We start from the raw sequence: 18,385 nt of genomic DNA on the forward strand, positions 1-18,385 counted from the left end.
CGGTCAATCGCACCAGGCGGCCCTCGCCGGGCTTGGCGCTGATCCATACCGCGCGCGGGCCGAGCGGGGTGCTCACCTCCGCACGACCGCCCTGGGCGAACAGGCGCGGATCGAGCGCGGCGGTGACCCACAGATCGTCGCCCTGGACGAACAGGTCGAAGTCGCCACGAATCTCCACGCGCAAGGTGACGAGGCCGGCGCGCACCGTCTCTCCGGGACGAAGGCCGGCCGGCAGAGTCAACTTAAGACGACGGCCATCTGGCCGATGATGCAGGGCCTCGCCGCCGCAAAGGGCGATGAACGGCGAAAGGGTCAGGACCTCGATCTGGGGCGCGTCGCGCACGGCCGGCGGTTGCACCAGGCGTGGAGCGCCAGCCAGGGCCTGCAGGGCGCGGTAAGCCTCGACGACATCGCGGAAAGCTTCCGGCGAGCCGCCGGGACGGTCGGGATGCGCGCGCTTCACGCAGGCGTGGAAGGCGCGCCGCAGCTCGGCCGCATCCGCGCGCACGCCGACGCCCAGCAGGGCGCGCGCCTGCGACAGTCCGACGTTCGGCCCGATCTTTCGCGCGCTGGCGACCATGAGCCCAGGCTAGGGCCGCCGGCGTATATGCCGCGTTAAGTCCCTGCCGCCGAACGCCGCTCCGCGCTATATCCCGAGCATGAGCGACAAAGCCCTGATCCCTCCCTCGCCCAGCGAGGATGACTACGTCCGCCAGGTGGCCGGCGCCGAACCGGCGCCGACGCTGCGCGAGGACGACCCGTTCGCGGTGTTCGCCGACTGGCTGAAGGACGCGCTGGCCCACGAGCCCAACGACGCCAATGCCATGGCGCTGGCGACCGTCGATCCTGATGGGCTGCCCGATGTGCGCATGGTGCTGCTGAAGGACGTCGATGCCGACGGGTTCGTCTTCTACACCAACCTGGAGAGCGCCAAGGGCCGCCAGCTTGCGGCCGAGCCCAAGGCCGCCCTGCTGTTCCATTGGAAGTCCCTGCGCCGGCAGGTGCGGGTGCGCGGCGCCATCAGCCCGGTGACGCCGGACGAGGCCGACGCCTATTGGGCGACGCGGGCCCGCCCGGCTCAGCTCGGCGCCTGGGCGTCCGACCAGTCGCGGCCCTTGCCGGACCGGTTGGCGTTCGAGCGGCGCATCGCCGAGGCGGGACTGCGGTTCGGCCTGGCCCGCCCGCCTCGCCCGCCGCACTGGTCCGGATTCCGCCTGGCGCCTGCGAGCTTCGAATTCTGGCGCGACCGGCCCTTCCGTCTGCATGAGCGGTTGACCTTCACGCGTTCCGGCGCCGGCTGGACCACGCAGCGCCTGTTCCCTTGAGCGACGGGACGGACGCCGAGGTCACCGCCTGGCTGTCGGCGCGCGCCGAGCGGACCATCGAGACGGCGTGCGCGCGAGTGTTCCTGATGGGCGATGTCGCGTTGAAGGCGAAGCGCCATGTCGCCTATGGCTATCTGGACTTCTCCACGGTCGCCCAGCGCAAATGGGCGCTCGATCGCGAACTGGCGTTTAACAGCGTTCGCGCTCCGGACATCTATCGCGCTGTGCGCCGGGTGACGCGAACGCCGGGCGGCGCGCTGGAGCTGGACGGCGCCGGCATCCTGGTCGACCACGTCTTGGAGATGCGGCGCTTCGATCCCGACGCGGTGCTCTCTGCCCAACCGCAGGCGCTGGACGGCGACCTCGCCGAGGCGCTGGGCCGCACGATCGCGCGCAGCCATGAGGCCGCCGAGCGTCGGCCGGCAAGTGGTCGAGAGGCGCTGGCTTATGTCGCGCAGTCCAACGCCAGCCTGCTGCGCGAACTCGCCGACCGGTTGGGCGCCGACCTTGTCGAAGCGGTCATCGCTGGCACACAGACCGAGCTGGAACGGCGCGGCGAGCTGCTGGAGGCGCGTTCAGCGGGAGGGTTCGTGCGCCGCTGCCATGGCGATCTGCACCTGGGCAACATCCTGCTCGAGGACGGCCGTCCGGTGCTGTTCGACTGCATCGAGTTCAATGACGTCCTGTCGGACATCGACGTCCTCTACGACCTCGCCTTCCTGCTGATGGACCTGGACTTTCGCGATCGTAGGGACGCCGCCGTGCGGGTGCAGTCGGCATATCTGGACCAGGCGGCGCGGTCCGAGACACAGGTCATCGACGGCCTCGCGGCCTTGCCGCTGATGATGGCGCTGCGGGCCGGGGTGCGGGCGCACGTCAGCGCGCATGGGGGCGACGATGATCTGGCCCGGGACTACCTGCGCGCGGCGCGGCGATGCCTTGAGGCGGCACCGCCACGGCTGATCGCGGTCGGCGGCCTATCGGGCGTGGGCAAGACCAGCGTATCGCGGCTGATCGCGCCCGAGGTGCAGCCTTCGCCGGGCGCGGTGATCCTGCGCAGCGACGAGGTGCGCAAACGGCTTGCCGGCCGTGAGCCGGACCAGTCCCTGGCCGCTGCAGGATACGACTCCGCAGCCGATGGGCGCGTCTACGCCGCCCTATGCGAGGCGGCGCGCGAGTTGCTGCGCGCCGGGCGTTCGGTGGTGGTCGACGCGACCTTCCGACGACCGGAGCAGCGCGCCCAGGTCGAGGCTGTCACCCGCGCGGTCGGCGCACCGTTCGACGGCGTCTGGCTTGAGGCTCCGTTCGAGGTGCTGGCCGCACGCGTCGCGGTCCGGCGAGGCGATGCGTCCGACGCCACGATCGACGTGCTGAGAGCCCAGTCCGCTGCCGGCGCGGGCGACATCTCCTGGCGCCGGCTCGATGCGTCCACCTCGGCCGAAGCCGCGGCACGCTCATGGTTTCCGCGCGTTGCCTAAAGCGTGACGCCTGACTAGCGTCGGAACGGGATGGAGACGGGGGAAGCCATATGCTGGGCCTGATGCAGGACTGGCCGTTGACGGTCGATCGGATCATCGACCACGCCAGGTCTTGGCACGGCGGGATCGAGGTGGTCAGCCGCTCGGTCGAAGGCCCGATGGTGCGCACCACCTATCGCGAGATCCATGGCCGGGCGAAGCAGCTCAGCAACGCCCTCTTGTCGCTGGGCGTCCTGCCCGGCGACCGGATCGCAACCTTGGCCTGGAATACGGGCCGGCACCTGGAAGCCTGGTACGGGATCATGGGGATCGGCGCCGTCTGCCACACCCTGAACCCCAGGCTGCACGCCGATCAGCTCTGCTACATCATCAACCATGCACGCGATAAGGTCATCTTCACCGATCTGACCTTCCTGCCGATCCTGATCGAGCACCGCGCCAAGCTGGACTGCGTCGAGCATCTGGTGGTGATGACCGATGAAGCCCACATGCCGGCGGACTTTCCCGCCCTGTGCTTCGAGACCTTGCTCGCCCAGCATAGCGCGGACTGCGCCTGGGGCGGCTTCGACGAGAACACCGCCGCCGGGCTTTGCTACACCTCGGGCACCACCGGCGACCCGAAAGGCGTGCTCTACTCCCATCGCTCCAACTTCCTGCACACGCTGGGCACCATGGGCGCCGACGTGCTGGGGATCTCGGCGCGCGACGTGGTTCTGCCGGTGGTGCCGATGTTCCTCGCCAACGCCTGGGGGGTGGCGTTCTCGGCGCCCGCGGCCGGGGCCAAGCTGGTGATGCCAGGCCAGCACCTGGACGGCGCGTCGGTCCACGAACTGATCGAGACCGAGGGCGTCACCTTCTCTGCGGCGGTGCCGACGGTGTGGCGCATGCTGCTGCAACATCTGCGCGAGACGGGCGGCCAACTCAGCACCCTGACCCGGGTCGTGATCGGCGGATCGGCGGTGCCGGAGGACATGGTCCGCGCCTTCCGCGACGACTACGGCGTCACCGTCACCCACGCCTGGGGCATGACCGAAACCTCGCCCATGGGCACCCAGTCGTCGCCGAACCGCGCGGTCGCGGCGATGGACGCTGAGGAACAGCTTCGCTACCGCCTGAAGCAAGGTCGCCCACCGTTGATGATCGACCTGAAGCTGGTCGACGATCAGGAACAGGTGCTGCCGCACGACGGCCAGGCGTCGGGCCGGTTGAAGGTGAGCGGGCCGTTCGTGGTGCGCGAGTACTTCCGCGAGGCCGAGCGGGACATCCTGGCCGCGGATGGCTTCTTCGACACCGGCGACGTCGCCACCATCGACGACCAGGGCTATATCCAGATCACCGACCGGGCGAAGGACGTGATCAAGTCCGGCGGCGAATGGATCAGCTCCATCGAGATCGAGAACCTGGCCGCCGCCCACCCGAAGGCGGCGATGACCGCCGTCGTCGCGATCCCGCACCCCAAGTGGGACGAGCGCCCGCTGCTGCTGGTGCAATTGAAGCCGGACGAGCGTGCCGATCGCTCGGAGTTCCTGCAATTCCTCGATGGCAAGATCGCCCGCTGGTGGATGCCCGACGATGTGGTGTTCGTCGATCACATCCCGCTGGGCGCCACCGGCAAGATCGACAAGAAGCTGATCCGCGAGCAGTTCAAGAACCACGTCGTGCAACCGATCGCCGCCGGCCTTTCGCCCGAAGAACCCAACGCCGAGGAGGCCCCGGCGGACGCCCCTGGCCCTTTTCCCCCTGAGGCGGCGGGGGCGTCGCCGGCCCGCGCCTCCACCTTAACGATGGTCGCCCTGAGCGGGGCGTTGATGGGCGCGTATCTTTGGCGAAGCTTCGGGCCGGCGCGGCGCTGAGGTTCGCTTTCGAAAGCTGCACGCTCGACGACGCCGTCTTGACAAGCCAGGGCCGCCGCTCGCCCATGCCGCCAGAAAAAATGGAGGAAAACGCGATGACGGGTGGACCGCGGCGTTGGGTTCTGGCTTCGCGGCCAGGCAAGGACCTCAAGGCGTCCGACTTTGATCTGCAGAGCTTTACGCCTGCCGATCTGGCCGAGGGCGAGGTGCGCGTGCGCATCGAGCATCACACCGTGGCGCCGGGCGTGCGCGCCAAGCTGATGGCGGCGACCTACGCCGCCAGGATCGAGCTGGGTAACACCATTCCGGGAAACGCCGTCGGCGTGGTCGAGGCTTCGCGGCATCCGAAATTCGCAGCCGGCGACCGGGTCAGCGGCTTCCTCGGCTGGGCCAGCGTGGCGGTGATGCCGGGCGGTGAACTGGACAAGCTGGACGCGGAGCTGTTCGAGGGCGGCGTCCCGCTGGCCACCGGCGTCGGGTTGCTGGGCATGTCCGGCCTCACGGCCTACTTCGGCTTGTTGAAGATTGGCCGGCTGAAGGCGGGCGAGACGGTGTTGGTGTCTTCGGCGGCCGGCGCGGTGGGCTCCGTGGTCGGCCAGATCGCCCGTATCCACGACTGCGACGTGCTGGGCCTCGCGGGCGACGACGACAAGTGCGCCGACATCGTCGCGGAGAGCGGCTACGACGCGGCGATCAACTACAAGACCCATTCCGATCTTGGCGGCGCGATCAAGGCCGCGCGGCCGGACGGCGTCGACGTGTTCTTCGACAACGTCGGCGGCGAGACGCTGCTGGCCGGTTTCCAGAACCTGCGCGCCTTTGGCCGCGTCGTGGTCTGCGGGGCGATGTCGGTCTACGACGGCGCCCCCGCCCCGATGATGCCGGCGCTCACGCCGTCGCTGCGCCAGACCGTGCAAGCGTTCATCTGCCCGGACTTTGTCGCCGAATTCCCCGCCGCGCGCCGCCAGATCGCCCAGTGGATCCGCGAGGGAAAGCTCAAGCACCGGCCCACGGTGGTGCAGGGCATCGAGCGCGCGGCCGAGGCTTTCGTCGGCCAGTTCAATGGCCAGACCGGGCCGCGTCCGATCGTCAGCGTTGACTAGGCGGGTCCTGTGCAGGCAAGAGCGCGCCCATGAGCGACACCCTTCCTGACCGCCTGGCGGCCAATCCCAAGAGCCCCTTCTATGACGCCGCCATCCTGGAGCGCGGGATCGGCGTGCGCTTCAAGGGGGTCGAGAAGACCAACGTCGAGGAATACTGCGTCAGCGAAGGCTGGGTGCGGCTGACCGTCGGCTCGACCGTCGATCGCAAGGGCGACCCGATGACCATCAAGCTGCAGGGCGAGGTCGAACCCTACTTCCGCGACGCGGAAGAGGGCTAGCGTCTAGCCGGCCAACCGATACTCGCTGTCGGGGCCGGGCGCGCCGTCGGCCACGACGCGGCCGCGGCGCACGAGGTCGATCATGTGCCCCAACACCGAACGCGCGGCGGCCGGATGCAGCCGGGGGTCGACGGCGGCGTAGAGCACCGGCACCATGTCGCGGATGCGGCTGGGGCCGGCGGCCAGGGCCTGCTCGATCTGCGCCTCGCGTTCGCGGCGGTGGGCGATGTAGGCGTCGATGAACGGTGTGACCTCGCGCACGGGCGGTCCATGCGTGGGCCACAGGGTGTCGAACTCCCGCACCCGGATGCGGTCCAGGCTTTCCATGTAGTCGCCCATGTCGCCGTCCGGCGGGGTGATCACCGTGGTCGACCAGCCCATGATGTGGTCGCCGGTGAACAGGGCGTTCTCTTCTTTCAGCGCGAAGCAGATGTGGTTGGAGGTGTGGCCAGGCGTCGGGATCGACTCCAGCGTCCAGCCCGGGCCCGAGACCTCGCCGCCGTCGCACAGGCTGACGTCGGGCTTGAAGTCCATGTCGTGGCCGGCCTCGGTCTTCACCCCGCCGTCGTCCTCCACCACCTTGGTCACCGCGCAGCCGTAGATCGTCGCCCCGGTGCGCGCCTTCAGCGGCGCGGCCAGGGGCGAGTGGTCCAGGTGGTGATGGGTGATCATGATGTGGGTGACGCGCTCGCCCTCCACGGCCCTGAGGATCGCCTCCAGATGCTCTTCGATGTCCGGGCCGGGATCGATCACCGCAACTTCGCCGCGGCCGATGATGTAGGTGCCGGTTCCGACATAGGTGAACGGGCCGGGGTTGTTCGCCACCACCCTGCGGATCAGCGGTGAGACCTGATCGACGGCGCCGTACTCGAATTTTATGTCGCGGACATAGGGGATCATGGCGTGTCCTTTGGCGTCGCGGCGCCCTTATTGCGCACCGTGCGCCCGAAGCGCGGATGCAGCGGCCTTCGCGCACGGGGTTATGGCGATGACTGTCTCAATTTGGCGTCTGACCTTGTTCATGGGCCTGACCTGTTTCGTATTGGTGCTGGCTTCGTGCGACCCCGATCTGATGGAACCGATACCCGCCGGCGCGTCGATGGCGCTGCACTAGCCGGGGGTCTCAGCCCGGCAGCACGCTAGACAGATCATATCCTGCCTGGCGGCCAAGGCCCACAAGCTCATCGCGGTTGCGCGCGCCGGCCTGCGCCTGGCCCAGGGACCAGGTGATGATCGAGCGGGTGCCCGAGCGGCAATAAGCCAGAACCGGACCGGTCGCGCTTTCCAGCAGCTTGCGTTCCGCCTCGACCTGGTCGGGCGTCGGCCCCCCGCGCACCGGGATGAAGGCGTACTCCAGCCCGCGCTGGCGCGCGGCGGCCTCGGTCTCGGCGCTGGTCGGCTGACCCGGATCTTCGCCGTCCGGGCGGTTGTTGATCACCAGCTTGAAGCCCTGGCGCACGGCCTCGTCGAGGTCGGCCTCGCTGATCTGCGGGCTGACGGTGATCTGATCGGTGACGCGTCGAAAATCGCTCATGGAACCTACGGCATGCCTGTGAGGGGACCCTTCGTTTGACATCATCGGGGGCGAATGAAAGTTTCGCAACGCCCGGCTGTCAAAAGGCCGCCCGAACGCGAGGCGCTTAAAAGCCTATGTTGCGATTCATCGGCCGCCGGCTCTTGGTGGCGATCCCGACGCTCTTGCTGGTGGTCACCGTCGCCTTCTTCATGATGCGCGCCGCCCCCGGCAGCCCCTTCGACATGGACCGCAAGCTCTCGCCGGAGATCGAGCGCAACGTGATGGCCAAGTACGGCATGGACCGCCCGCTGGGCGAGCAATACCTCACCTATCTAAAGGGCGTGGCCCGCGGCGACCTCGGACCCTCGTTGAAATACAAGGACAAGAGCGTCCTGCAGATCCTCAACGAGAACTACGGCGTCAGCCTGACCCTGGGCCTGTCGGCGATCCTGATCGCGGGCATCGTCGGCGTGACCCTGGGCGTGCTGGCCGCGCTGCGACAGAACCAGGCGATCGACTATGGCGTGATGACCGTGGCGATCCTGGGTGTCTGTATCCCGACCTTCGTCACCGCGCCGCTGCTGGTGCTGGCCTTCGCCTCCAAACTCGGTTGGCTGCCCAGCGCCGGGTGGAACGGCGGGGCCTTGCCGAATCTGGTGCTTCCGATCGCGGTCCTCGCCCTGCCGCAGATCGCCATCATCTCGCGCCTGACGCGGGCCGGGATGATCGAGGTGCTGCATTCCAACTACGTCCGCACCGCCCGCGCCAAGGGCCTGCCGGAGAGCCGCATCGTCGCCAAGCACGCCCTGCGCGCCGCGATCCTGCCGCTGGTCAGCTACCTGGGTCCGGCCTGCGCGGGGCTGATCACCGGCTCGCTGGTGGTGGAGAAGATTTTCAACCTGCCGGGCCTGGGCAAGTTCTTCGTGATCAGCGCCCTGCAGCGCGACTACACGGTGGTGATGGGGATGGTGATCTTCTACGCCGCCCTGATCCTCGCCCTGAACCTGCTGGCCGACCTGCTATACGCCACCCTCGATCCGCGCGTGAGGTTGGCATGACCGGGGCCATCCTCGCCCCCGGATCGCAACGCGGCGCCGAGCTCATGCAGCAGGCCGCCAAGGGCCGCAGCCTGTGGGACGACGCGGCGCGCCGGCTGCTGCGCAACCGCGCCGCCGTCGCCGGCATGATCGTGCTGGCCGTGCTGGTGGTCGCCGCCATCGTCGGACCGCACGTCACGCCCTACGCCTACGACGAGATCAACAAGAACGACGTCTGGCTGCCGCCGCTGGTCGAAGGCCATCTGCTGGGCTCCGATTCGCTGGGCCGCGATCTGCTGGCGCGCTTGCTGATGGGGCTGCGGGTGTCGCTTGCCATCGGCCTGGTGGCGACGTTCGTTTCGCTGGTGATCGGCGTCGCCTGGGGCGCCGTGGCGGGATTCGTCGGCGGTAGGTTGGACGAGGCGATGATGCGGGTAGTGGACGTGCTCTACTCGCTGCCGTTCATCTTCTTCGTCATCCTGCTGATGGTCACCTTCGGCTCGAACTTCATCCTGATCTTCGTGGCCATCGGGGCGGTCGAATGGCTGACCATGTCGCGGATCGTCCGTGGACAGACCCTGACCCTGAAGCACAAGGAATTCGTCGAGGCGGCCCGCGCCGCGGGGCTGGGGCAGGGGGCGATCATCTTTCGCCACATCGTGCCCAACCTGCTGGGACCGGTGGTGGTCTATGTGACCTTGACGATCCCCGCGGTGATCCTGGCCGAGAGCTTCCTGAGCTTCCTGGGCCTGGGCGTGCAGCCGCCGATGGCCTCGCTCGGCACGCTGATCGCCAACGGCGCCCAGGACATGGAGCTGGCCTGGTGGCTGCTGGTGTTCCCCTCGGTGCTGATGGTGATCACGTTGATGAGCTTCAACTTCATCGGCGACGGTCTGCGCGACGCGATCGATCCGAAGGACCGCTGAGGCCTACTTCACCCGCTTGGCGCGGATCGCCCGCTGGCCGTCGATGTTGATGAAGTAACTGCCCATCGCCGCCTTGCGGATCTCCACGGTGGAGCCGTCCTTCGGCCGGCGGCCCAGGGTGGCGCTCTCGGTCTGCACCCACACTGCGCCGTCCTCGAGCTCCAGAGACCACTTGCCGTCGCCCTGCTGGTAGGCGCGGGCCACACGGGCGGTGACGCGGTCGACCTCCTCCGGCCGGTCGCCGCGGTCGGACAGGGTGGACGACGGCATGTTGAAACCGAACGCCTGCCGACGCATCGCCCGACGCTGCTCGCGGTCCATGGTCACCAGGTCGCCCTGGACCTCGGCGGCGATCATGGCGGCGGTCGCCTTGTCGTAGCAGGCGAGGCGGGCTTGCGGATCGGTGATCGCGCGGCAGTCGGCCAGCGCCTGCATCGTCGGCGCCCGGAGTGGCGCCTGTGCGTAGGCGGCGCCGGCGCAGAGGGCGGCGGCGATCAACACGGGCAACGCGAATTTAGGGGCTGTCACGAACTGCGCCTTCAGTGACATCGTTGGGGCCGGCTAGTCCTAGGTGGTCCGCGACGTGATGCGCAATCTTTCGATCGCTTTGGCCGCGGCGCTGGTGCTGGCCGGCTGCGGCGCGTCCGAGCCGACGCGCGCGCCCTGCGCCGCCGGCAAGGTCTGCCTTGAGATGGGCAACGGCTCGGAGCCGATCTCGCTGGACCCGCACAAGACCACCGGCACCTGGGAGGACCGCATCCTCTCCGACGCCTTGGTCGGCCTGGTGCAGGACGACGTCGAAGGAAAGCCGATTCCAGGCATGGCGGAGCGTTGGGAGACCAGTCCCGACGGCCTGGTCTGGACGTTCCACCTGCGTCAGGCGACGTGGTCCGACGGCGTGCCGGTCACCGCCGACGACTTCGTCTATTCGCTGCGCCGCATCCTGCTGCCGCAGACGGCGTCGGAGTACGCCTCGCTGCTCTACCTGCTGAAGAACGCCCAGGCCGTGAACGAGGGCAAGGCGGCCAAGGAGACGCTGGGCGTGCGCGCGGTCGACCCGCGCACCCTGGAGATCACCCTCGAGCACCCCGCGCCTTACCTGCCGGAGCTCGCCAAGCACCACACCATGTACCCGGTGCCCAGGCATGTGGTGGAGAAGTGGGGCGACGCCTGGAGCTCGCCCGCGCACTACGTGTCCAACGGGCCCTACCTGCTCACAGACTGGCGGCTGGGGGACTACGTCGAGGCGGTGAAGAACCCCCGCTTCTACGACGCAGACAAGGTGTGCGTGGACCAGATCCGCTACTATCCGACCAACGATGCGATCAGCGCCGAGCGGCGGGTGAAGCGCGGCGAGCTGGATATCAACAGCGACATCCAGTCGAACCGGATCGCCTTCCTGCGCACCGCGATGCCGGGCTATGTGCGGACCTACACCTATCTCGGGATCGCCTACCTGGCGTTCAACAACAACGTGCCGGCGTTGAAGGACCGTCGCGTCCGCATAGCCCTTGATATGTCGATCGACCGCGACTTCATCACCGGCAAGCTGCTGCGCGGCGGGCAGATCCCGGCCTACACCTTCGTCCCGCCTGGCGTGGCCAACTACCAGGCCGCCAAGCCGCCCGTCTGGGCCGCCTGGCCGCTTGAACGCAGGCAGGCGGCGGCGCGCGCCCTGCTGGCCCAGGCGGGCTTTGGGCCGGGCAAGCCGCTGAAGGTCGAGATCAAGCATCGCAACACGCCGGACCCCAGCCTGTTCATGCCGGCCGTGCAGGCCGACTGGAAGGCGATCGGCGTCGAGGCGAGCCTCGCCCAGAACGAGACGCAGATCGCCTACGCCGCCTATCGCAGCCGTGACTTCGAGGTCGCCGATGCGGCCTGGATCGCCGACTACAACGACGCCATGAGCTTCCTCTACCTGCAGCAGTCGTCCACCGGCTCCCAGAACTATGGCGACTACAAGAACCCCGCCTACGATGCGCTGCTGGCGCGGGCGGATAACGAACCCGACGCCGTGCGCCGGGCCGGCTACCTCGCCCAGGCCGAGGAGATCATGTTGCGGGATGCGCCCGTGGCCCCGGTGTTCTTCTACGTGAACAAGAACCTGGTGAGCCGCAAGGTCACCGGCTGGGTCGACAACATTATCGACCACCATCGCAGTCGATATCTGTGTGTCGAGGGCCGCCAACCAGCCGCCAAGGGATGAATTTTGCCGGACCGGCTTTCAGGAGGCCGATCTGTGACGAAAATGAGACAGGCGTCAACTAACAATGCGGCGACGTCCCAAAGCGCGTTGATCGTCATGTCGTAACGATCGTAACTTTTGCGCAACCCAGGCGCGATTTGCGTCACGGGAATGAAACCTGCTGCGACCGGCCGCTGCGGCCTGGACCGTCGGGCCGCATGAGGGATGCAGACCTTGAAAAGCATGACAACGCGCGAACGCCTCCTGGCGTCTTCCATGATCTGCGGGGCGGCATTGATCGTGCTCGCCGCGACGCCAGCCATGGCTCAGGACACCGAAGTCTCCGAGATCGTCGTGACCGGCTCACGTATCCAACGTCCCAATCTTGACGCACCGACGCCGGTTCAGGTGGTCGGGCAGGAGAAGCTGGAGAGTCAGGGGCTGGAAAACGTCGCCGACGTGCTGACGACCTTGCCGCAGTTCGCCCCCGCGTTCGGCTCCGCCCGCACCCAGTCGACGTTTTCAGGCACGGCCGACGCCGGCCTGAACCTCGTCAACCTCCGCAACCTCGGTTCGGAACGTTCGCTGGTGCTGATCAATGGGCGCCGCGCGCCCTCGGGTTCGATCGACGATAATGGCGTCGACCTCAACACCATTCCCTCCGCCAACATCAAGCGTATCGACGTGATCACCGGCGGCGCATCGGCGATCGACGGGGCCGACGCCGTGTCGGGCGTGGTCAACATCATCACGGACACCACCTTCCAGGGCCTCGAAATGGGCTTGAGCTACGGCGAGGCGCTGAAGAACCACGACAACCAGAACCCGAGCGCCTTCATCCGCTTCGGCGCGGGGCTGGACCGCGGCCATGTCGGCGCGACCCTGCAGTATGATTACCAGGGCTATGTGAGCTGCGCCGACCGATACCTCTGCTCGGAAGACTTCGCCTGGTTCCCGCCGGACGATCCGGTTCGTGGCCCGGCGGCCCGTTCCGGCGTGCCGCTGGGCGGCCGCTTCTTCGTGGACGCGGCGCCCGGCAGCTACACCTTCGACAACGGGGCGCTGGTCCCATTCAACACCGCCGCCTACGGCTATAACCGCAACGCCGCGCGCACCTTGGCGATACCCACCGAACGCATCCTGTTCGCGGCAGACGCCGACTATGAGGTGGTCGACGGTATCACCGCCTTCGTCGAGCTGAATTACGGCTCCGCCCAGGTCAACGCGCCGTTCGAAGCCCACCCGTTCCAGTCCAGCTCCGACCTGGTCGCGGGCCTGCTCGAGCCTTCGATCCCGACCGACAATCCGTTCGTTCCGGCCTCGCTGCGAGCGCTCGCGATCGCGAATGGCGACACCGAGATCACCTGGTGGCAGCGCTTCGCGGGCCTCGAGAACCGCGGCGCGGACAACCTGCGCCAGACCACTCGACTCGCGGTCGGGGTGCGCGGCGACCGCGACACCCTGTTCGGGTTCGGCAAGGACTGGAACTACGAGCTTTCCTACGTCTGGGGGCGGACGACCCTCGACGGCCGGTCGCTCGGCCTGGTGTCGCTGGATGCGCTGTATTCGGGCCTGCGGGTTCAGCCGACGGCCACCGGCTTCCAGTGCGTCGACCCGCTGGCGCGGGCGCAGGGATGCGTCCCAATCAACCCGTTCGACGGTTACAACCAGACTGAACAGGCGTGGCTGGTCCGCAGCGGCGGCGTCCGCTCGGCCTCCGAGCTCGAGAACGCCCTGGCCTATCTGTCCGGCACGGTGTTCGAGCTCCCGGCCGGGCCGCTGCAGGTGGCGGTCGGCGCGGAAAGCCGGCGCATCAACGCTTACGAGGACTACTCCACCGAGATCAACGAGGGGACCGTCGCCGGCAACAAGATCAGCGACAGCGAACGCACAGACTTCAAGACCGACGAAGCCTTCGTCGAGCTGAAGGTCCCGGTGGTGAAGGATCTGCCGTTCTTCAACGAGGTGAACGTCGAAGGCGCCTATCGCTGGTCCGACGGCTACAACGTCGGCACCTACCGCACCTGGCGCTACGGCGGCGACTGGTCGCCGATCCCGTCTGTGCGCCTGCGCGCCATGAAGAACCGCGCCGTGCGTGCGCCCACGCTCGGCGAGGTCGCCGGCATCGGCGAGACGTTCGGTGCGGTGGACGACCCCTGTATCAACTACGGCGCCAACTCGAACGCGACCCTGCGCGCCAACTGCGCCGCGCTGGGCATTCCCGCCAACTACGATCCGCCGCTGACCGTGATCCAGAACGTCGGCGGGTTCGAAGGCGGCAATCCGGACCTGAAGCCAGAGGTCGCCGACACCCTGACCTACGGCATCGTATTCCAGGCTGGCCAGTTCGACGCGATGCCGGACATGTTCCGTGATCTGACGATTTCCGTCGACCGGTTCCAGATCGAGATCGACGGGCTGATCAACGTGGTCGGCCGCCAGAACATCGCCCAGCTCTGCTATGAGCGGCCTGCCGGCCAGGGCGACGTGTTCTGCAACCTGCTGACCCGCGGAACCGACCCCTCCGTCCCAGGCGCGAACTACGTGCTGACGGCGATCGACGACCAGTACCAGAACATCGCCTCGCTAGAGCTGAAGGGCGTCGACCTCGAGGTGAACTACGGCATCAAGCTGGGCGACATCGCCTCCAGCCTGGAGCCGTGGGGCGGCCTCAGCATCAGCTCGAGCTGGACGTTCTACGACAAGGCGACCGTGATCCCGTTCCCGGGCGGCGATCCTGTCGACCTGCTGGGCGCGGCCGGCGGCGACACCTCGAACGTCGCCCAGGGTTGGCTCGAGCGTCAGGGCAGCACCACGCTGACCTGGACCGCGGGCAAGTTCAAAACCTCTTGGACGGCGCGCTACATCGGCGAGGCCAAGAGCGCGCCGGCGGACATCTTCGGCGAGGACGCGGTCGTGGACATCAAGTCGCGCTGGTACAGCGACGCCAGCGTGCGCTGGGCCGCCACCGACGCGCTGGAGGTCTACGCCGGGATGAACAACGTGTTCGACAGCGACCCGCCGTTCTTCCCATCGAGCCAGTCGGGCACCCAGGCGCTCGACACGGTGCCGGCGTACTACGACATCTTCGGACGGCAACTCTATGTGGGCCTGAAAGCGCGGTTCTGAGGCGAACGGCGCGATTGGGGAACGAGGGGCGGCGGAGCGATCCGCCGCCCTTTCGTTTGGGCTCGCGCGGCCGTCGCACTAGCCTCGCGCGATGACCGACACACGCAGAGCGCCCGCCGTCTGGTCGCGCCGCGCGGCGCTGGCTGGCCTGGCCGCCGCCGGGTGCGCGACGCCGCCGACGCTGGTGAACCTGGTGCAGGCTCCAGCCCCGGCGCCGGACGGGGAGGTGCTGGAGACCGCGTTCGATCCGGCAAGCCGCATGACTGCGCCGGTGCGGCTGGACGGGGCTGGGCCGTTCCCGTTCGTCGTCGACACGGGCGCCAACGTTTCAGTGGCCTCGTTGGAGCTCGCAGATCGCCTAGGGCTTCCGCGCCTTGGAGAGGCGCCGGTGCACGGCGTGGCCGGTGTCCAGAACGCGCCGATCAGCCGGGTTGGACGGCTCGAGGTCGGACAGGTGTCGACATCCGTGCCGCGGCTGCCGCTGCTGCCGCGCGGGACGCTCGGCGTCGACGGTCTGCTTGGGATGGACATCCTGCGCGGCCGCAGGCTGCTGATGGATTTTCGCCGGCAACGGATCGAGATCACGCGCTCGCCCTCGACCTCGGCGGCGATGAGCCGTTCCACCGAGCGGCGCGACGCGATGAACCCGCGGTTCCGTGTTCCTGCGCGCATGCGCTTCGGCCAGCTGATCATCGTCGACGCGGAAATCGCCGGCGTGAAGCTGACGGCCTTCATCGATACCGGATCGCAGACCACGATCGGCAACCCCGCATTACGTCAGGCCGTCCTCAGAGGTCGTCCCGAGATCGCCGCAGGCCTGATGCGCGCGGTGCTGTTGAGCGCCACGGGGCAGCGCGCGGTCGGCGAACTCGCGCCCGTGCCGCCGATCCGGCTGGGGGGTCTGCTGATCGGTGATGTGACAGTGGCCTTCGCCGATCTGCACATCTTCGATCTCTGGGACCTGCGGACGCGCCCTGCGATTCTGGTCGGAATGGACATCCTGCGCCACTTCAACCGGGTCGAGATCGACTACGGACAGCGCGCCGTGACGTTCATGCCGCCGCCGCAGTCGATCGTTCGCAGCCTCCGCTGAACTGGCCGCCGCGGCCCCTAGCGGATCGGCATCGGGGCCAGCACCAGCGCCCCCTGGCTGCGCATCCGCGCGCTGGCCAGCTCGTCCATCACCGCCTGGGCCTTGGGGTCGCCCATGACCCAGGCCGCGGCCGCGAGGGTGCGCATTGAGGTTGCAGAGACCCCCAGCGCTTGTTGCAGCGCCTCCAGCGGCGAGGCGCTGGGCGACATGCGCTTCAGATGCGGCACGCCTTCCAGCTTGGCGAGGACCCTGGCCTGTTCGACCGCCTCATAGAAGCCGCCGACGTGGTCGACCAAGCCAAGTTCATGCGCCTGGGCGCCGGTCCAAACCCGGCCCTTGGCGATCTCGCGCACCCGCTCGGGCGACAGCTTGCGACCCACGGCGACGCGGGCGACGAAGTTGTCGTAGATGCGGTCCATCCAGCCGGCGAAGGCGGCGCGATCGTCCGTCGTGAACGGTTTGCCCATGGAAAAGGCGTCGGCGTAGGCGCCGCCGACCTGGGTCTCGCGAAGGTCGACGCCATAGCGCGCCAGGGCCGGACCCAGGGCGAACTTGCCGCCAAACACCCCGATCGAGCCGGTCAGCGTCGTCGGCTCGGCGACGATAGAGCTGGCTTCCGAGGCGATCCAGTAGCCGCCCGACGCGCCATAGGTCCCCATGCTGACCACCACCGGCTTGCCGGCCGCCTTGGCGGCGCGCACGCCGGCCAGGATCTGTTCAGACGCGGTGTCCGATCCGCCGGGCGAATTCACCCGGAAGACGATGGCCTTCACGTCCTTGGCCTTGGCCGCATCGTAAAAAGCTTCCGACACGTCGTCGGAATAGACCGTCGAGCCGCCCTGGAACGGATTGGCGCCGCCGTCGCGGCCGGTGACGATCGGTCCCTCGGCCTCGATCACAGCGATGGAGCCAACGCTGCGGGTGGCGTGGTCGCGCTCCTTGCGAGCGCGCTGATAGTCGCCGAAATCGACCATCTCGGCGTTGTCGCCGGCCCGCTTGAGCAGGGCCTGTTCGGCCTCGCGCACCTGACCCACCTTGTCGATCAAGCCGTTGGCGCGCGCCTGCTCGGCGGCATAAGGCCCGGCTTCGAGGTTGGCGCGCAGCACCGCCGGCGCCTGCTTGCGGTCGCGGGCGGCGGAATTGATCGCGCTCTCATAGACCGACGTCATCCACGACAGCTGCGATTCCTTGTGCGCGGCCGTGTAGTCGTCCTGCAGGTAGCCGTTGACCGCGTTCTTGTACTCGTAGCGCTGCTCGAAATCGGCGACGACGCCGTACTTGTCGAAGAACCGCTTCAGGAACACGTCCTCGGTGCTGATCCCGGTCGCCTGCAGCGTCGCGCCAGGCTGCATCCAGAGTTCGTCGGCGGAGGCGCCCAGCATGTAAGTCATCGGCGCCATCGCGCTCGGATAGACGCCCTGGCTGTGAGCGAATACTGGCTTGCCGGCGACCCGTAGCCGCAGGAACGCCAGCCGCAGCTCATCGGCCGCGCCAGGCTCCATCCCGCCCTCGGGCAGGCGCACCAGCACCCCGCGCACCCGTCCGTCGGTCTCCGCGCGCTTCAGCGCCTCGATCACCGACATCACCGAAAGCGACCGCCGACCGAGGCTGACCAGCGGATTGCCGGGGTCCTGATCGGTGATGGTCTCGCGCAGGTCGAGTTGCAGCACGGCATGGGCTGGCAGCGGCGCCGGACCGGCCGCTCCGGCGGCCATCGCCACCAGCACGAACGGAATGCCGATCCGGAAAATCACCAGGCCCGCGAAGACGCCGGCCATCGTGATTAGAAAGTGCTTCATGGATCGGTCCCGCCCCATCGGCTCGAGGAGCACGCTATATCGGGCTTCGGGCGTTTCAAATGAAGCCCTGAGTTCCTCGGGCTAGATTCTTGCGGCGTCGATCAGGCGACGGGACGCTCGAAGCGATGCACGACGCGCGCGCCTTGCCATAGCTCCATGCCGTGCTCGTGAGGGTGTTCGGCGGCGCGCGCGGTCGCCTCGGCGTCGTCAGCGCACTCCAGCACGGTCGCGCTGCGCACATGCCCCTCAGGGTCCAGCATGAACAATCGGTAGGTCGCCACCGATGAGGCCTCGCCATTCTACCGCGCCGCGAACTGGCTGCTCAACGCAACCTTACGAAAGGTGAGGGCGGGACGGAAGTCTGTTCTTGGTGTGCGGCAAGTTGTATTTGCGTCGACTTGGCGACTTTTTCATTGCTGAGCGCCGCGCGAGGGCCCTGGGCGCGCGGTCATTGAGCGAATCTTTTCCGTCAGCTGTTCGAAGGCGAAGGGCTTGGTTATCAATTCCATGCCGCCCGGCCCGCCTCAGAGGCTGTTTGGAAAAGGCGTGAGCGGTGATTCCGCTTCATCGTGGTCTGTGATTCAAGCTCGGGATGTGGACCGAGCAGAGCCGTGGCCGGATGGCCAAGATCGCGAAGAAGACCAAGCGATATCCATCTGATCT

At 67.9% G+C, this 18,385-nt stretch carries 16 protein-coding genes; 10 read left to right on the forward strand and 6 right to left on the reverse strand.

Annotation, left to right across the window (positions count from 1 at the left end; genetic code table 11):
- Positions 1–580: DnaJ domain-containing protein (locus Q8M88_RS10890; RefSeq protein ID WP_305597180.1), on the reverse strand; the 580-nt coding region annotated here is incomplete at its 3' end.
- A 79-nt stretch (positions 581–659) separates the two neighbouring features.
- Between Q8M88_RS10890 and pdxH the strand changes: the two genes are divergently transcribed.
- The 5 genes from pdxH to Q8M88_RS10915 all read left to right on the forward strand — a co-directional run bounded on the left by pdxH (position 660) and on the right by Q8M88_RS10915 (position 6,037).
- The gene (pdxH, locus tag Q8M88_RS10895; RefSeq protein WP_305597181.1) at positions 660–1,325 is read left to right on the forward strand and encodes a pyridoxamine 5'-phosphate oxidase; all 666 of its coding nucleotides are present in this window, start codon (positions 660–662) and stop codon (positions 1,323–1,325) included.
- On the forward strand, positions 1,322–2,803 hold the full coding sequence (locus tag Q8M88_RS10900) for a bifunctional aminoglycoside phosphotransferase/ATP-binding protein (protein ID WP_305597182.1): 1,482 nt from the start codon (positions 1,322–1,324) through the stop codon (positions 2,801–2,803). The genes pdxH and Q8M88_RS10900 overlap by 4 nt, the downstream gene beginning before the upstream one ends.
- 50 nt (positions 2,804–2,853) lie before the next feature.
- A complete protein-coding gene (locus Q8M88_RS10905) occupies positions 2,854–4,656 on the forward strand; it encodes a long-chain-fatty-acid--CoA ligase (RefSeq protein WP_305597183.1) in 1,803 nt (600 codons plus the stop codon).
- A 95-nt stretch (positions 4,657–4,751) separates the two neighbouring features.
- On the forward strand, positions 4,752–5,759 hold the full coding sequence (locus tag Q8M88_RS10910; protein ID WP_305597184.1) for an NADP-dependent oxidoreductase: 1,008 nt from the start codon (positions 4,752–4,754) through the stop codon (positions 5,757–5,759).
- 29 nt (positions 5,760–5,788) lie between these two features.
- Positions 5,789–6,037 carry a DUF3297 family protein gene (locus Q8M88_RS10915; protein WP_305597185.1) on the forward strand — a complete coding sequence of 83 codons (249 nt, stop codon included), beginning with the start codon at positions 5,789–5,791 and terminating at the stop codon, positions 6,035–6,037.
- Positions 6,038–6,040: 3 nt separating this feature from the next.
- Here Q8M88_RS10915 and Q8M88_RS10920 read toward each other — a convergent pair whose 3' ends face one another.
- Positions 6,041–6,937, reverse strand: coding sequence for an MBL fold metallo-hydrolase (locus Q8M88_RS10920; RefSeq protein ID WP_305597186.1), 897 nt, complete (start codon positions 6,935–6,937; stop codon positions 6,041–6,043).
- Between the two features lie 223 nt (positions 6,938–7,160).
- Positions 7,161–7,571 (reverse strand): TIGR01244 family sulfur transferase, encoded by a 411-nt coding sequence (locus Q8M88_RS10925; protein ID WP_305597187.1) that lies wholly within the window; start codon positions 7,569–7,571, stop codon positions 7,161–7,163.
- A 116-nt stretch (positions 7,572–7,687) separates the two neighbouring features.
- On the opposite strand from Q8M88_RS10925, the gene oppB reads away from it, so the two are divergent.
- Together oppB and Q8M88_RS10935 are read left to right on the forward strand one after the other, a co-directional pair.
- A complete protein-coding gene (oppB, locus tag Q8M88_RS10930) occupies positions 7,688–8,611 on the forward strand; it encodes an oligopeptide ABC transporter permease OppB (RefSeq protein WP_305597188.1) in 924 nt (307 codons plus the stop codon).
- Positions 8,608–9,516: an ABC transporter permease gene (locus tag Q8M88_RS10935; RefSeq protein WP_305597189.1), complete on the forward strand. Its 909-nt coding sequence runs from the start codon at positions 8,608–8,610 to the stop codon at positions 9,514–9,516. The genes oppB and Q8M88_RS10935 overlap by 4 nt, the downstream gene beginning before the upstream one ends.
- 3 nt (positions 9,517–9,519) lie before the next feature.
- On the opposite strand, the gene Q8M88_RS10940 is transcribed toward Q8M88_RS10935, so the two are convergent.
- On the reverse strand, positions 9,520–10,044 hold the full coding sequence (locus Q8M88_RS10940) for a hypothetical protein (RefSeq protein WP_305597190.1): 525 nt from the start codon (positions 10,042–10,044) through the stop codon (positions 9,520–9,522).
- Between the two features lie 43 nt (positions 10,045–10,087).
- Between Q8M88_RS10940 and Q8M88_RS10945 the strand changes: the two genes are divergently transcribed.
- From Q8M88_RS10945 to Q8M88_RS10955, 3 genes are all read left to right on the forward strand, one after another.
- Positions 10,088–11,722 carry a peptide ABC transporter substrate-binding protein gene (locus Q8M88_RS10945; RefSeq protein ID WP_305597191.1) on the forward strand — a complete coding sequence of 545 codons (1,635 nt, stop codon included), beginning with the start codon at positions 10,088–10,090 and terminating at the stop codon, positions 11,720–11,722.
- Positions 11,723–11,944: 222 nt separating this feature from the next.
- Positions 11,945–14,830, forward strand: a complete 2,886-nt coding sequence (locus tag Q8M88_RS10950) for a TonB-dependent receptor domain-containing protein (protein ID WP_305597195.1) — start codon at positions 11,945–11,947, stop codon at positions 14,828–14,830.
- A gap of 91 nt (positions 14,831–14,921) precedes the next feature.
- On the forward strand, positions 14,922–15,923 hold the full coding sequence (locus tag Q8M88_RS10955) for an aspartyl protease family protein (RefSeq protein WP_305597192.1): 1,002 nt from the start codon (positions 14,922–14,924) through the stop codon (positions 15,921–15,923).
- 17 nt (positions 15,924–15,940) lie between these two features.
- Here Q8M88_RS10955 and sppA read toward each other — a convergent pair whose 3' ends face one another.
- Both sppA and Q8M88_RS10965 read right to left on the reverse strand, forming a co-directional pair.
- Positions 15,941–17,722 carry a signal peptide peptidase SppA gene (gene sppA / locus Q8M88_RS10960; RefSeq protein ID WP_305597193.1) on the reverse strand — a complete coding sequence of 594 codons (1,782 nt, stop codon included), beginning with the start codon at positions 17,720–17,722 and terminating at the stop codon, positions 15,941–15,943.
- 101 nt (positions 17,723–17,823) lie between these two features.
- Positions 17,824–18,003 carry a hypothetical protein gene (locus tag Q8M88_RS10965; protein WP_305597194.1) on the reverse strand — a complete coding sequence of 60 codons (180 nt, stop codon included), beginning with the start codon at positions 18,001–18,003 and terminating at the stop codon, positions 17,824–17,826.
- Positions 18,004–18,385: the final 382 nt, after the last annotated feature.

Source organism: Phenylobacterium sp. (genome assembly GCF_030693805.1).
Lineage (GTDB): Bacteria > Pseudomonadota > Alphaproteobacteria > Caulobacterales > Caulobacteraceae > Phenylobacterium.

Coding starts and splice junctions, on each gene's coding strand:
- Q8M88_RS10950 (WP_305597195.1), top strand. CDS start 11,945: ATGACAACGCGCGAACGCCTCCTGGCGTCTTCCATGATCTGCGGGGCG.
- Q8M88_RS10915 (WP_305597185.1), top strand. CDS start 5,789: ATGAGCGACACCCTTCCTGACCGCCTGGCGGCCAATCCCAAGAGCCCC.
- pdxH (WP_305597181.1), top strand. CDS start 660: ATGAGCGACAAAGCCCTGATCCCTCCCTCGCCCAGCGAGGATGACTAC.
- Q8M88_RS10935 (WP_305597189.1), top strand. CDS start 8,608: ATGACCGGGGCCATCCTCGCCCCCGGATCGCAACGCGGCGCCGAGCTC.
- sppA (WP_305597193.1), bottom strand. CDS start 17,722: ATGAAGCACTTTCTAATCACGATGGCCGGCGTCTTCGCGGGCCTGGTG.
- Q8M88_RS10920 (WP_305597186.1), bottom strand. CDS start 6,937: ATGATCCCCTATGTCCGCGACATAAAATTCGAGTACGGCGCCGTCGAT.
- Q8M88_RS10925 (WP_305597187.1), bottom strand. CDS start 7,571: ATGAGCGATTTTCGACGCGTCACCGATCAGATCACCGTCAGCCCGCAG.
- oppB (WP_305597188.1), top strand. CDS start 7,688: ATGTTGCGATTCATCGGCCGCCGGCTCTTGGTGGCGATCCCGACGCTC.
- Q8M88_RS10905 (WP_305597183.1), top strand. CDS start 2,854: ATGCTGGGCCTGATGCAGGACTGGCCGTTGACGGTCGATCGGATCATC.
- Q8M88_RS10955 (WP_305597192.1), top strand. CDS start 14,922: ATGACCGACACACGCAGAGCGCCCGCCGTCTGGTCGCGCCGCGCGGCG.
- Q8M88_RS10910 (WP_305597184.1), top strand. CDS start 4,752: ATGACGGGTGGACCGCGGCGTTGGGTTCTGGCTTCGCGGCCAGGCAAG.